Origin of the sequence: Bradyrhizobium sp. NDS-1, assembly GCF_032918005.1 — a bacterium.
Classification (GTDB): Bacteria; Pseudomonadota; Alphaproteobacteria; order Rhizobiales; family Xanthobacteraceae; genus Bradyrhizobium; species Bradyrhizobium tunisiense.
On record NZ_CP136628.1, the window covers coordinates 3,684,411 to 3,697,107 of the forward strand.

Annotated in this window: 12 protein-coding genes and 1 tRNA gene; 10 read left to right on the forward strand and 3 right to left on the reverse strand. The window is 63.9% G+C overall.

From position 1 onward, the window contains the following. Positions 1-96 precede the first annotated feature (96 nt). The gene (locus RX330_RS17365) at positions 97-987 is read right to left on the reverse strand and encodes a LysR family transcriptional regulator (protein WP_317243767.1); all 891 of its coding nucleotides are present in this window, start codon (positions 985-987) and stop codon (positions 97-99) included. A gap of 98 nt (positions 988-1,085) precedes the next feature. Between RX330_RS17365 and RX330_RS17370 the strand changes: the two genes are divergently transcribed. From RX330_RS17370 to RX330_RS17405, 8 genes are all read left to right on the forward strand, one after another. Next, positions 1,086-2,066, forward strand: a complete 981-nt coding sequence (locus RX330_RS17370; RefSeq protein ID WP_212089593.1) for an NAD(P)H-dependent flavin oxidoreductase — start codon at positions 1,086-1,088, stop codon at positions 2,064-2,066. Between the two features lie 17 nt (positions 2,067-2,083). Beyond that, positions 2,084-3,160, forward strand: a complete 1,077-nt coding sequence (locus tag RX330_RS17375) for a nitronate monooxygenase family protein (RefSeq protein WP_317243768.1) — start codon at positions 2,084-2,086, stop codon at positions 3,158-3,160. 76 nt (positions 3,161-3,236) lie between these two features. Beyond that, positions 3,237-3,524 carry an Asp-tRNA(Asn)/Glu-tRNA(Gln) amidotransferase subunit GatC gene (gatC, locus tag RX330_RS17380; RefSeq protein WP_028143922.1) on the forward strand — a complete coding sequence of 96 codons (288 nt, stop codon included), beginning with the start codon at positions 3,237-3,239 and terminating at the stop codon, positions 3,522-3,524. A gap of 79 nt (positions 3,525-3,603) precedes the next feature. Beyond that, positions 3,604-3,816, forward strand: a complete 213-nt coding sequence (locus RX330_RS17385) for a hypothetical protein (RefSeq protein WP_027547180.1) — start codon at positions 3,604-3,606, stop codon at positions 3,814-3,816. Then, positions 3,813-5,288: an Asp-tRNA(Asn)/Glu-tRNA(Gln) amidotransferase subunit GatA gene (gene gatA, locus RX330_RS17390; RefSeq protein ID WP_317243769.1), complete on the forward strand. Its 1,476-nt coding sequence runs from the start codon at positions 3,813-3,815 to the stop codon at positions 5,286-5,288. The genes RX330_RS17385 and gatA overlap by 4 nt, the downstream gene beginning before the upstream one ends. Further along, entirely contained in the window at positions 5,279-5,584 is a 306-nt protein-coding gene (locus RX330_RS17395) for a hypothetical protein (protein ID WP_212089605.1), read from the forward strand. The genes gatA and RX330_RS17395 overlap by 10 nt, the downstream gene beginning before the upstream one ends. Then, positions 5,581-7,065, forward strand: coding sequence for an Asp-tRNA(Asn)/Glu-tRNA(Gln) amidotransferase subunit GatB (gene gatB / locus RX330_RS17400; protein WP_317243770.1), 1,485 nt, complete (start codon positions 5,581-5,583; stop codon positions 7,063-7,065). The genes RX330_RS17395 and gatB overlap by 4 nt, the downstream gene beginning before the upstream one ends. A gap of 1,506 nt (positions 7,066-8,571) precedes the next feature. Next, positions 8,572-8,838 carry a hypothetical protein gene (locus tag RX330_RS17405; RefSeq protein WP_212089611.1) on the forward strand — a complete coding sequence of 89 codons (267 nt, stop codon included), beginning with the start codon at positions 8,572-8,574 and terminating at the stop codon, positions 8,836-8,838. A gap of 439 nt (positions 8,839-9,277) precedes the next feature. On the opposite strand, the gene RX330_RS17410 is transcribed toward RX330_RS17405, so the two are convergent. Then, positions 9,278-9,370: transfer RNA gene (locus tag RX330_RS17410), tRNA-Ser, on the reverse strand. 823 nt (positions 9,371-10,193) lie between these two features. Between RX330_RS17410 and RX330_RS17415 the strand changes: the two genes are divergently transcribed. Further along, complete coding sequence (locus RX330_RS17415) at positions 10,194-11,744, forward strand: porin (protein ID WP_212089613.1); 1,551 nt, start codon at positions 10,194-10,196, stop codon at positions 11,742-11,744. 175 nt (positions 11,745-11,919) lie between these two features. Continuing rightward, positions 11,920-12,168 carry a DUF3551 domain-containing protein gene (locus RX330_RS17420; protein ID WP_317243917.1) on the forward strand — a complete coding sequence of 83 codons (249 nt, stop codon included), beginning with the start codon at positions 11,920-11,922 and terminating at the stop codon, positions 12,166-12,168. 177 nt (positions 12,169-12,345) lie between these two features. On the opposite strand, the gene RX330_RS17425 is transcribed toward RX330_RS17420, so the two are convergent. Further along, positions 12,346-12,624 (reverse strand): DUF3551 domain-containing protein, encoded by a 279-nt coding sequence (locus tag RX330_RS17425; RefSeq protein ID WP_317243771.1) that lies wholly within the window; start codon positions 12,622-12,624, stop codon positions 12,346-12,348. Positions 12,625-12,697: the final 73 nt, after the last annotated feature.

The window sequence follows — 12,697 nt, forward strand, 5'->3', positions numbered from 1 at the left end:
GTTGCGCTGCGGCGGCTGAGCGCAGGGCCGCGGCGATTGATTCAAGTACGACGGATTTGTGGCAGTGAATTTCGTGTTGTGGAACGAAGCGTCGCGTCAGGCCGCAATGACGTCTTCCTCCTGCTTCAGACATCCGGCAAAACCGCAGAGCGCCTTGGTTTGATGTCCGACGCTGCGCTGGATGAAGAGCGTTTCGACGCGCGCGTGCGAGGTACTCAACGTGTGGATCGACACGTTGCTGTTCATCGCGCTGCATTCGACGACCGCGCGCGGCAGCAGCGTCACGCCCATGTCGGCGGCGACGCAGCCGATCATGCCGTCGAGCGTGCCGAGCTCGAAACGCGCTGCCGACGGCCAGCCGAATTCGACGAACACCTGCTCGAGCCGCTGGCGATAGGTGCAGCCGGTGCGGAACACCAGCGCCGTCGGCCCGGACTCCGGCGTGCCGGCGCGCAGTTCGGCCAGCGAAGCCCAGCGCTTCGCGCTGACCAGCACCAGCTCCTCGCGGAAGGCGCTGGTCGCGGTGAGGTCGGCATGCGCAATGGGACCCGCGACGAAGGCACCGTCGAGCGTGCCGTCGAGCACGGCAGCGACGAGGTCGGCGGTCGGCGCGGTGCGCAAGGAGAGCCGCACGGCGGGAAAGCGGCGGTGGAAGTCGGCGAGCAGCGGCGGCAGCCGCACCGCCGCGGTCGTCTCCATCGAGCCGATTGCGAGCGGTCCCTTCGGCTCGCCATCGTCGCAGGCCGCGAGCACGGCCTCGCGCGACAGCGCCGCCATCTTTTGCGCATAAGGGAGGAGGCGCTTGCCGGCGCCGGTCAGCGTCATGCCGCGGCTATGGCGTTCGAACAGCGCCGCGCCGATCTCGGCCTCCAGCGCCTTCACGCGCTGGGTGACGTTGGATTGCACGGTGTTCAGCTCCGCCGCTGCGCGGGTAATGCCGCCGGTGCGGGCGACGGCGGCAAAGGTCTGGAGATCGCTGAGTTCCATGGAATCGTTTCGCTTTTGAGATGGCAACGTTCGCAATAATTCATTTTCAGAGAATGCTAGCCTTCTCTAGTTTCGGTGTCCAGACCGGGGAGGATGTCATGCCGATCGCGACGTCGCTGACCACATTGCTGGATATCAAGCATCCCATCCTGCTGGCGCCGATGGACGTCCTCGCAGGCAGCCGGCTGGTGACGGCCGTGAGCGACGCCGGCGGTTTTGGCATTCTGGGCGGCGGCTATGGCGAGAAAGCGTGGCTGGAGCGGGAGACGGCGAAGCTTGCCGGATTGCGTGAGCCCTTCGGCATCGGCTTCATCACCTGGAGCCTGGCCAAGCGACCCGAGCTTCTCGACGTCGCGCTCGCCGCAAAGCCGTCCGCGATCATGATGTCGTTCGGCGATCCCGCGCCGTTCGCGCCCCGGATCAAGTCGGCGGGTTCACGCCTGATCTGCCAGGTGCAGGACGAGACCATGGCGCTGCAGGCGCTCGATGCCGGTGCGGACATCCTGGTCGCGCAGGGGACGGAGGCGGGCGGCCATGGCGCCTCACGCACCACCATCGACCTCGTGCCCGCCATCGTCGATCTCGCGGCAGGCCGCGTGCCTGTGGTCGCGGCAGGGGGCATCGCCGACGGCCGCGGGCTCGCCGCCATGATGATGCTGGGCGCCAGCGGTGTGCTGCTCGGCACGCGCTTCTACGCGAGCCAGGAGGCCGATGGTCCTGACGAAGCCAAGCGGCGGATCTGCGCGGCGAACAGCGGCTCGACCGTGCGCGGTATCATCTTCGATCTCTCCCGCAACAATGTGTGGCCGGCGCCGTTTACCGGTCGGTGCCTGATCAACGACCATGCCAGACGCTGGATGGGGCGTGAGGTCGAGCTGATGCAGCATGTCGCCACGGTTGCCGCGGAGTACGGCGCGGCCAGGGCCGCCGGCAATTTCGACGTCGCCGCCGTGATCGCGGGCGAGGCGGTCGGGCTGATTCATGATATTCCACCGGCGGCCGAGATCGTCGCGCGGATTGCGGCTGAAGCGGAGCTGCTTTTCTCAGGCCGGCGCAACTCCATTGCTGCCGTCGCCTGAAACACGAGAGAACAACCATGTGGCCTGACCGTCGACTGATCGATCTCTTCAAGACCGAATTCCCGATCGTGCTGGCACCGATGGCCGGCGTGATGGATGCGGAGCTGGTGATTGCGGCTGCGCAAGGCGGAGCGTTGGGCTCGCTGCCTTGCGCGATGATCTCGGCGGAGAAGGCGCGCGAGCAGGTTGGTCTGATCCGCCAGCGCGTGAAGGCGCCGGTCAACATGAACTTCTTCTGCCACATGCCGGTCGAACTGACGACCGAGGCGGAGGCGCGCTGGAAGCAGCGGCTCGCGGGCTATTACACCGAGCATGGACTCGATCCCGCCGCGCCGATCACCGCCGCGAACCGTGCGCCGTTCGATGCGGCGTTCTGCGAGGTGGTCGAGGAGCTGAAGCCGGAAATCGTCAGCTTCCATTTCGGCCTGCCGGAGCAGGCGCTGCTGAAGCGCGTCAAGGCGGCCGGCTGCCGCGTCATCTCGTCGGCGACGACGGTGAAGGAGGCGGTCTGGCTCGAGCAGCACGGCGTCGATGCGGTGATCGCGCAAGGCGCCGAAGCCGGCGGCCATCGCGGCATGTTCCTGACGGACAGGATCGCCGAGCAGCCCGGCACCTTTGCGCTGGTGCCGCAGGTCGTCGATGCCGTGAAGGTGCCTGTGATTGCGGCCGGCGGCATTGCCGACGGGCGCGGCATTGCCGCGGCGTTCGCGCTCGGCGCCTCCGGCGTCCAGATCGGCAGCGCGTATTTGCGCTGTCCGGAGTCCAAGGTCAGCGCGGGCGGTCGCAAGGCGCTCGCCGAAGCTGGGGATGATTCCACCGTCATCACCAACGTCATGACCGGTCGTCCGGCGCGCGGCGTCCAGAACCGCCTGATGCGCGAGGCCGGCCCGATCTCGCCGGATGCGCCGCCGTTTCCCCATGCCGCGACCGCGCTGGGGCCGCTCAAGGCGGCCGCCGAAAAGCAGGGCAGGGTGGATTTCACCAATCTCTGGGCCGGCCAGGCGATTGCCCTTGGCCGCGAGGTACCGGCGGCCGAATTGACCCGGGATCTTGCGAAATCGGCCCTTGCACGCTTGCGCCAGATGGCAGGCTAGCCAGCCGCGCCGGTTGCGGCGCAAAACCGGCCTCTGCTATACGGCACATAGGTTTTGCCGTGAGAGGCCTTATATAATGTCCGTCGACGCCGCTACCGTCCGCCGCATCGCGCATCTGGCGCGCATCGCGGTTTCCGAGGGCGAGGTTCCACATCTGCAGGGCGAGCTCAATGCCATGCTCGCCTTTGTCGAGCAACTCTCGGAGGTGAATGTCGAGGGCGTGGAGCCCATGACCTCGGTCACCCCGATGCAGATGAAGAAGCGGCAGGACGTGGTCGATGACGGCGAGATCGCCGACGATATCGTTGCCAACGCGCCCGCGACCGAAGGTCACTTCTTCCTGGTGCCCAAGGTCGTCGAATAGCATCGCGTTTCCGAGCGAAGTGGAAGCCGGTTCGCGTGAAGAAAACGCGTCAAACTAAAGAGTCTCAGGACCAAGTCCGATGTGTCTGCTTTGCGACGATGAGAAGGCCTATCAGGCCTACATGAATTACCTCGACAAGATGGAGCGGCAGGGCAAGGCTGCCGATCCAAACGTCGCCGTCAATGCCGTGCTCGACGAGATCGAGGCCGCTGCGAAAGCCGCCGCTAAAAAAGACGACCCGGCCAACGACAAGACCCTCTCTCCGTTCTTCTGCAGCCCGATCAATAAATGACCGATTTGACATCGCTGACGCTCGCCGAGGCCCGCAAGGGTCTCGCCGACAAGACTTTCACGTCGCTCGAGTTGACAGACGCGCACCTCTCCGCGATCGAAGCCGCGCGCATGCTCAATGCCTTCGTGATGGAGACGCCGGACCGGGCGCGCGACATGGCGCGCGAGGCCGACGGCAGGATCGCCAAGGGTGAGGCGGGCCCGCTCGCCGGGATCCCGCTCGGCATCAAGGACCTGTTCGCGACCAAGGGCGTGCGCACCACGGCCTGCTCGAAGATCCTCGGTAATTTCGTGCCGACCTATGAGTCCACGGTGACCTCGCAGCTCTGGCGCGACGGCGCGGTGATGCTCGGCAAGCTGAACAACGACGAGTTCGCGATGGGCTCGGCCAACGAGACCTCGTGCTTCGGCCCCGTCGGCAATCCCTGGCGGCGCGAGGGAAGCAACGCGACGCTGGTGCCGGGGGGCTCGTCCGGCGGCTCGGCCTCGGCCGTGGCGGCGCTGCTGTGCATGGGCGCAACCGCGACCGACACCGGCGGCTCGATCCGACAGCCGGCGGCCTTCACCGCGACCGTCGGCATCAAGCCGACCTATGGCCGCTGCTCGCGCTGGGGCATCGTCGCCTTTGCCTCCTCGCTCGACCAGGCCGGTCCGATCGCGCGCAGCGTCCGCGACAGCGCGATGCTGCTGCGCTCGATGGCCGGCCACGATCCAAAGGACACGACCTCCGTCGACGTTCCCGTGCCGGACTACGAGGCCACGATCGGCAAATCCGTGAAGGGCATGAGGATCGGCATCCCCAAGGAATATCGTCTCGACGGCATGCCGGCCGAGATCGAGAAGCTCTGGAGCGAGGGCGCCAAGTGGCTCACGGACGCGGGGGCCGAGCTCGTCCCTGTGTCGCTGCCGCACACCAAATACGCGCTGCCGGCCTATTACATCGTGGCGCCTGCGGAGGCGTCTTCCAACCTCGCGCGCTATGACGGCGTCCGCTACGGCCTGCGCGAGCAGGGCAGGAACATCATCGAGCAATACGAGAACACCCGCGCCGAAGGGTTTGGTGCCGAGGTGCGCCGCCGTGTCATGATCGGCACCTACGTGCTCTCGGCCGGCTATTACGATGCGTATTACTTGCGCGCCCAGAAGGTGCGCACGCTGATCAAGAAGGATTTCGAGGACTGCTTCGCTGCGGGAGTCGACGCGATCCTGACCCCGGCGACGCCGTCGGCCGCCTTCGGCATCGGCGAGAAGGGCGGCGCCGATCCGGTCGAGATGTACCTCAACGACATCTTCACGGTGACCGTGAACATGGCGGGCCTGCCCGGCATCGCCGTGCCCGCCGGCAAGGACGCGCAGGGCCTGCCGCTCGGTCTGCAGCTGATCGGACGTCCTTTCGACGAGGAGACGCTGTTCTCCCTCGGCGAGGTGATCGAGCAGGCCGCCGGCCGCTTCACGCCGGCGAGGTGGTGGTGAATGCCGCCGCGTTCATCGCGAGCCTCGACGGCGCGGCGCCCGCGCCGGACCTGAACGCGCCGCTCAGAGGTCTCTGGTGGGCCGCCAAGGGCGACTGGGATCGCGCGCACGAGATCGTTCAGGACGAGAGCAGCCGCGAGGCGGCCTGGGTGCACGCCTACCTGCACCGCGTCGAAGGCGATCTCGGCAACGCCGGCTACTGGTACCGCCAGGCTGGGCAGGTCGTGGCGAAGGATTCATTGGAAGCGGAGTGGGAGCGGATGGTGTCCGCGCTGCTCGGGGATGGAAAAGCATGAACGCGTCAGTCAGACAGGGAAAACTGATCAAGGGTCAGACCGGCGACTGGGAGGTCGTGATCGGCATGGAGGTGCATGCTCAGGTCACCTCGCAATCCAAACTGTTCTCCGGGGCCTCGACCGAGTTCGGCGGCGAGCCGAACAGTCATGTCTCGCTGGTCGATGCGGCGATGCCGGGTATGCTGCCTGTCATCAACGAGGAGTGCGTCAGGCAGGCTGTCCGAACCGGGCTCGGCCTCAACGCCGCGATCAATTTGCGCTCGGTGTTCGACCGCAAGAACTATTTCTATCCGGACTCGCCGCAAGGCTACCAGATCAGCCAGTACAAGTCGCCGATCGTCGGCGAGGGCGAAGTCGTCGTCGAACTGGACGGCGGCAAGGTCGCCACCATCGGGATCGAGCGGCTGCATCTGGAGCAGGATGCAGGCAAATTGCTGCATGATCAGGCGCCGACGATGTCCTTTGTCGACCTCAATCGCTGCGGCGTGGCGTTGATGGAGATCGTGTCGAAGCCCGACATCCGCGACGCCGAGCAGGCCAAGGCCTATGTGACCAAGCTGCGCTCGATCCTGCGCTATCTCGGCACCTGCGACGGCGACATGGAGAAGGGAAGCTTGCGCGCCGACGTCAACGTCTCCGTGCGCAAGCCCGGCGCGCCGCTCGGCACCCGCTGCGAGATCAAGAACATGAACTCGATCACCTTCATCGGCCAGGCGATCGAGTATGAGGCGCGGCGCCAGATCGAGATCCTCGAGGACGGGGGCGCCATCGACCAGGAGACGCGGCTCTACGATCCCAACAAGGGCGAGACGCGCTCGATGCGCTCCAAGGAAGAGGCGCATGACTACCGCTACTTCCCCGATCCCGACCTGCTGCCGCTGGAATTCAACCAGGCGTTCGTCGACGCGCTGAAGGCGGAGCTGCCGGAGCTGCCCGACCAGAAGAAGACGCGCTTCGTCGCCGATCTCGGCCTGTCGGCCTATGATGCGAGCGTGCTGGTCGCCGAGCGCGAGAGCGCGGTGTTCTACGAGACCGTGCTCGACAGGCTCGCCAACCGCGCGCGCGACGGCAAGATGGCGGCGAACTGGGTGATCAACGAGCTGTTCGGCCGTCTCAACAAGGAAGGCCGGGATATTACGGACTCTCCCGTCAACGCCGAGCAACTGGCTGCGATCATCGACCTGATCGGCGAGGGCACGATCTCCGGCAAAATCGCCAAGGATCTGTTCGAGATCGTCTGGCAGGAGGGCGGAGATCCCCGCGCTCTGGTGGAAAGCCGCGGCATGAAGCAGGTCACCGACCTCTCGGCGATCGAGAAGGTGGTCGACGACATCATCGCGGCCAATCCCGACAAGGCCGCGCAGGTCAAGGACAAGCCGCAGTCGCTCGGCTGGTTTGTCGGTCAGGTGATGAAGGCGTCCGGCGGCAAGGCCAACCCGCAGAGCGTCAACGACCTGCTCAAGTCCAAGCTCGGCGTCTAGCGTCGCGCGTTCGAACGAGGTGATGGAGCGTGTCCGTCACCTCGCTTTCCGTCCGCGGCGCGACGCGCGACTGCGTCCTCGGCGGCAAATTTCATCCCGATCATCAGCGATCTGACGACCGAATCGCCAATACGCGATTCGCGCAAAACGGCGGCTCGCGCACGCTTCGACGAGCGCTTGCGGCGTTAAGCACGAAAATATTTTCGTTGCCAAAAGTCGCGACTCAGAGTCCGCGGAGCGCCCTTGCGAGGTCGTCGCGGGTTTTCCGACGCACCTCATCGCGATGATCGCGCGCGCTGTGCGCTTACAGAAAAATACTTGCTGCATAGTGTTTTCTTGCAATCGCATATGCCGCGAACATCGATGTCGCGAGCACTCTTCGCGGTCCATCGCACGCGTCATGCAGTGCGCTTGCGTCGCGCTCGCCAAGCGCACGCGCGTTGCGTCGTCAACACTTCTTTAAGTGAGAAGCTGTTTTTTTCGTCGTGTTGGTGTATTCGGGATGAGTGTGCATTCGATCCCCGACTGCATGCAGCGATTAAAGCCATCTCACACATCGGAGGGCAACATGGCCAAGAAAGCGAAGAAGGCGAAGGCGAAGAAGGCGAAGAGCGCAGTGAAGAAGACTGCGAAGAAGACCCGCAAGGTCGCCAAGAAGAAGAAGTAACTTCGACTTCTGAAGTTGCCGGCTCCAGTAGCCGGCACGTCATCAGCGCCTCGAGGTTCTGATCGACGATAGAGGGTGTCGGCGAGACATCAGGTCAACGGTCGGATCGTTCTTTCACGGTCCGGCAGAAGAAACGAGTTTTCTTCGTTCGGTGCGGTGCTCCCCGCGAGGGGGTCCGCAATTTCACAGGCGGCCTTCGGGCCAACGTGAAATCTGGTCCTGACGTGTTCGCCGACGCCCTCGTTCTCCTGAGGCCGGGGTATTGCCGGCATTCCTTTCCCAGACATTGCCGATCTGACCGCGACGCGGCCGCACTGACGTCTTGCTCTGTCCTTGTGCAGGCGAGGGCGGCGGCTTGATTGCAATGCTCGACCGCTGCCGCATCGCCATTCGCGGTGTCTCCGCCCGGCCGTGACCGGGCCATCCGGCGGGTTCTCGGCGGGCGGCTGCTGCTTCCGAAAGACTGGATCCCCACCTGCGTGGTGACGACGAAGACCGGCGCACAGAGCGCGACCGGGCGCATCCGACCGCGCGCGATGGTTATCGTTCTCCCAAAATCGCAGGGTAAACCGAATCTGACGAATCGCGGAAGTGCCCGTCAAACAGGGACTTTTCCAATTCTTCGCACCCGCGCCGCGCGTCCGCGTTTACGTCTGCTTCATCGCGATGCTTAAACTGCCATTCAAATTTGCCCGCCATCATCCGCTCCAACAAGCCGGCAAACGGCGATGGGGATGAGTTGAACAGTGCACGATCCCGGGAAGGATCATGCGGAATCAGAGTTGGACGGGAGCCGCGCTCGGGGGAACGAGGCGGCACAAGAAAAAAGGGGATGCGTGATGTTTCAGGGTACTTTCGATATGGACACGGCAACGCCGATCGACGCGAGCGCGCTGTCGGACGTGCTGTTCGAACGCGGGATTTATTGGGCGAGCGGCCGCTCCGGCCTCGTCGATCTCGTCGCCGCTCATAAATGGTTCAACCTCGCCGCGCTGAAGGGCCGCAAGGACGCCGTGGCGCTGCGCCAGGAAGTCGCCGGGCAGATGTCGGAGATCGAGATCTCGGCCGCGCAGCGTGAGGCGAGGGCGTGGGTTTCCGCCCACTGAACCTCGGCGCATCCACACCCGTGTTCGCACGGGTGGGCGCGGTTGCGCTGAATCAAGTTTCTTCGTCGTGGCGCCACATAAGACCCGAGCGGCATGAGCGACCCCGACACGCATGGACGATGGCTCCCGATTCAGATCGCTCCCGATGAGTGCGACCTGGAACTCGGGCGTCGGCACAAGACTGGAATTCTGCCCTGGTCGTTTCCGTGCCGGCGCAGGTCCGGCGTATGGTTCAACACCTGGGCGGATGAAGCGGTGCTGATTGCGCCGTCGCACTGGCGGATCTGGCGGTTCCCCCGCTAGACGCGGACCACACATATATAAAGGACGGTGCGAATCGCGTTGGGCGCACCGCGCCGATCCTTGCGCCGGGTTTTCGCGCCGGCCTCACGATCGCTTCAGGTGAAACGCCCGGACTTCGGTTGATTCTGCCGCTGGGTGGCGGAGAGGGAGGGATTCGAACCCTCGATACAGCTTGAGACCGTATGACGCTTTAGCAAAGCGTTGCCTTCAGCCACTCGGCCACCTCTCCGGTGCGAGCCTTATGCCTCTAATTGCTTGGGCCGGTCAATTTGGAAGCGTGTGTTTTCGCTCGAATATTCCCAGCGATTTTCGAAACAAGACGACTTGGCCGCCGCGCGTGAACGCAACATTGGGAGAATGGGCACCGAGGGAGAAGTGCCTGGCACGATGTTCCGCATTCGGAGCCCGTCGATCTCACGTAAGACGCTGAGTTTACGGGAATATTTGATCGGGCGGGGAGGCGGCCCGTCGAAAGTCGATTCGCCTGCCTCCGGCCAGCCGGCCCCCATAATCCTGCGCTTTCATAATAGAGTGTTCGCTGCAGGTGTGCCGCGCGCCCCGAGGTCCGTCCCTGCGTGAAGCTGGAGAGTCGTCGCGCAGGTCGGTGCGCTTTTCGCCGTGAGTCTCCCTTTGATTCCAGGATTCGAGCACCTCCAAGCCCCTTCAGGCCAAGGTCCTCATCTGCGGTGCCTTAAGTGAGGAACTTTGATGGCAAGCGGAACCGTCTCAAAAAAGTAAATGATAACAATAGCTTGCAAAGGCGCTTCGATCACATCTGCGTGTTATTTGTGCAACACCCGTCGGAAAACAAGCCTCATAGGCCCGCTTCGAAGCGTTCTGTTGTTGTGTGTGCAAGGACGTTCGGTAATTGTGACTGAGCGACGGAGGGGGGCATCCCGAGGTCGTCCCGTTTAGGTCATTCGCTTAAGTCCCTCGCGTTCATGCGGGTGTGTCCGAAGACGCGAAGGAGCCAAAAGCGGTGATTTAGAGGGGGTTGGGGAATTGGCCGTCCGGTCAGTGACCTTCCCTGAAGAGCAACTTGGAGGTTTAACATGAAGTTGGTTAAGAGCCTTTTGCTCGGCTCAGCGGCGGGTCTGATCGCCGTGAGCGGAGCGCAGGCAGCCGATCTCCCCGTGAAGGCCAAGGCGGTCGAATACGTGAAGATCTGCTCGCTGTACGGCGCGGGTTTCTACTACATCCCGGGCACCGACACTTGCATCAAGCTGGGTGGCTACGTGCGCGCTGACGCGCTCGCGAACACCAACAGCGACTACGGCATCGGCCAGGGCGCTCCCGCTGGTGCGAAGAACCGCCTGAGCGGTTACTACACGACCCGCGCTCGTATGGACTTCACGGTCGATACGCGTACGGCGACCGAATACGGCGTGGTGCGTACCTACGCCGATATGGTGTTCTCCTACGACACCCCGTCCGTCACCGGCAGCGGCGGCGGCACGACGGCCCCGACCGGTGCGGCTTCGCTCGGCCTCTACCACGCGTTCGTCCAGTTCGCTGGTTTCACCTTCGGTCGTACGGTCTCGATCTTCGACGCTCCGTGGCAGAGCTATCCTGCTGGCGGTCCCGACTTCCTTCCGGGCGGCAGCAACTACGTCACTGGTATCAACCAGGTCGCCTATACGGCCGACTTCGGTCAGGGCATCACCGGTTCGCTGGCGTTGCAGGATCAGTCGACGGGTGCCGGCGGTCAGTCGAACCTCTGGAACGCCACGGCGTTCGCGGCTTCCGGTTCGGTTAGCAGCACGGGCGTCGTCACTGTGACCCCGGCGGCGGCAGCTGCGGCTGCGGCCATGATCCAGGGCCAGTACGGTGTGTCGGACTGGGGTGGTACGCGCGTGCCCGATATCGTCGGTCAGGTTCGTGTCGATCAGGCCTGGGGCCTGTTCCAGCTGTCGGCCGTCGCGCACAACATTCACTCGGGCTACTATGGCGCGACTGAAGTTACCGGCCATCCCGACGACAAGTGGGGCTGGGCTGTGCAGGCTGCTCTGTCGATCAAGAACATCCCGACTGGTGCGGGTGACTCGATCAACTTGCAGGCTGTCTACACCGACGGTGCCTCGCACTACAACTTCCAGAGCTTGTTCCCGCAGACTCTGTTCATGTATGGCGGCAGCGGCGTCGGCGCGTATCAGAGCCTCGCATTCGCTGGTATCGCTGACGGCATCTACGGTGCCGGCACCGGCATCGACACCGTCAAGACCTGGGGCTTCCGCGGTGGTTACACCCACAACTGGGCTCCGGGTTGGGCGTCGGGCATCTACGGTGCCTATGCTCAGCTCAAGTACGGCAACACGGGCAAGGGTCTGATCTGCACGAACTTCGTTGCGGGTCTGGCTCCGTCGCTCGGCGCTGCTGGCTGTAACCCCGACTTCAACCTCGCGGTTATCGGCGGCAACTTGGTCTGGACCCCGGTCAAGGGCCTCGCCTTCACGACGGACGTGAGCTACGTCTGGCTCGACCAGAAGTACTCGGGCACGATCGTTGCTCCGGCGTCTGCCACGATTGCGAAGCCTGCAGCTACCTATGAGCTGAAGGATCAGGGCAACCTCCAAGTGTTGTTCCGCGCTCAGCGCAGCTTCTAAGATCAATCTTCCGGTTGATCGAAGAACCCCGGCAGGAAACTGCCGGGGTTTTTATTTGCGGGCCGTGCACCGAGTACCTAGATGATAGCTCGTTCGAGAGCACGGTAAGGAGCTTCAGGCCATGAACATTTCGACGATCTGGAGACGGGGGCTGAGCGTGCTCGCCACGACATCGATGGTTGCCGTGGTTACTCCGGTAGTCGCGCCGGTAGCTGCCGCACCCGTGGATTCCGCCTATCCGGTGTGCCTCCAGCAATGGGAGTGGGGCGGCAGCAGCAGGATTTCCTGTAGCTACCCGTCGTGGGAGGCATGCAAGGCGTCCGCGATGGGACTGCCGGCGATGTGCCTCACGAATCCATATTGGTCGCAGCCGACCTCAGCTCGTCCGGCTCACCGCCGATCCGCCCCCGACAGAATGTGGTGAGGATCGAATCCTGAACTCGAGCATGATCCGGAAAAGTGCTCAGCGGTTTTCCGAAAAGATCATGCTCAAACGACATCCTAAAGCGCGAAGACGATTCATCCTGATCGCGTCGCGCTTCGGGAAGCGGGGTCTCGCGCCCGCGTAGAACCCCGCGCACGCTCGACGAGAGCGGTCAGATCACCATCTTGGACCCTTCCACTCCTGGAAGGCATAGGTCGGGTTCAGGCCGCAGCCATCAATGGTCCCCGACGCGGTCGCCATGCACTGGCTGTAAGTGGAAAACTGGCAGTTGCCAGGATATCCCCACCGCTGCCCTTGCAGGCAATAGCGATCCTGAATGCCGGTCGGCTGTGCCCCTGGCCGGGGATGGCGGTCCTTGCCGTAGGCGGTCGAGCCGCCCGGAAGACCGGACAGGATCACGGCTGCCATCGCGAATGCACCGACTACGCGCAACATGACACGTCTCCAGATTTGTAGTGTCTGCCAACCGGCGAGCGGCACGGCTTGTTCCAATTCTATCGCCATGCGG

Coding starts and splice junctions, on each gene's coding strand:
- gatC (WP_028143922.1), top strand. CDS start 3,237: ATGTCCGTCGACGCCGCTACCGTCCGCCGCATCGCGCATCTGGCGCGC.
- RX330_RS17365 (WP_317243767.1), bottom strand. CDS start 987: ATGGAACTCAGCGATCTCCAGACCTTTGCCGCCGTCGCCCGCACCGGC.
- gatB (WP_317243770.1), top strand. CDS start 5,581: ATGAACGCGTCAGTCAGACAGGGAAAACTGATCAAGGGTCAGACCGGC.
- RX330_RS17415 (WP_212089613.1), top strand. CDS start 10,194: ATGAAGTTGGTTAAGAGCCTTTTGCTCGGCTCAGCGGCGGGTCTGATC.
- RX330_RS17375 (WP_317243768.1), top strand. CDS start 2,084: ATGTGGCCTGACCGTCGACTGATCGATCTCTTCAAGACCGAATTCCCG.
- RX330_RS17425 (WP_317243771.1), bottom strand. CDS start 12,624: ATGTTGCGCGTAGTCGGTGCATTCGCGATGGCAGCCGTGATCCTGTCC.
- RX330_RS17385 (WP_027547180.1), top strand. CDS start 3,604: ATGTGTCTGCTTTGCGACGATGAGAAGGCCTATCAGGCCTACATGAAT.
- gatA (WP_317243769.1), top strand. CDS start 3,813: ATGACCGATTTGACATCGCTGACGCTCGCCGAGGCCCGCAAGGGTCTC.
- RX330_RS17420 (WP_317243917.1), top strand. CDS start 11,920: ATGGTTGCCGTGGTTACTCCGGTAGTCGCGCCGGTAGCTGCCGCACCC.
- RX330_RS17370 (WP_212089593.1), top strand. CDS start 1,086: ATGCCGATCGCGACGTCGCTGACCACATTGCTGGATATCAAGCATCCC.
- RX330_RS17405 (WP_212089611.1), top strand. CDS start 8,572: ATGTTTCAGGGTACTTTCGATATGGACACGGCAACGCCGATCGACGCG.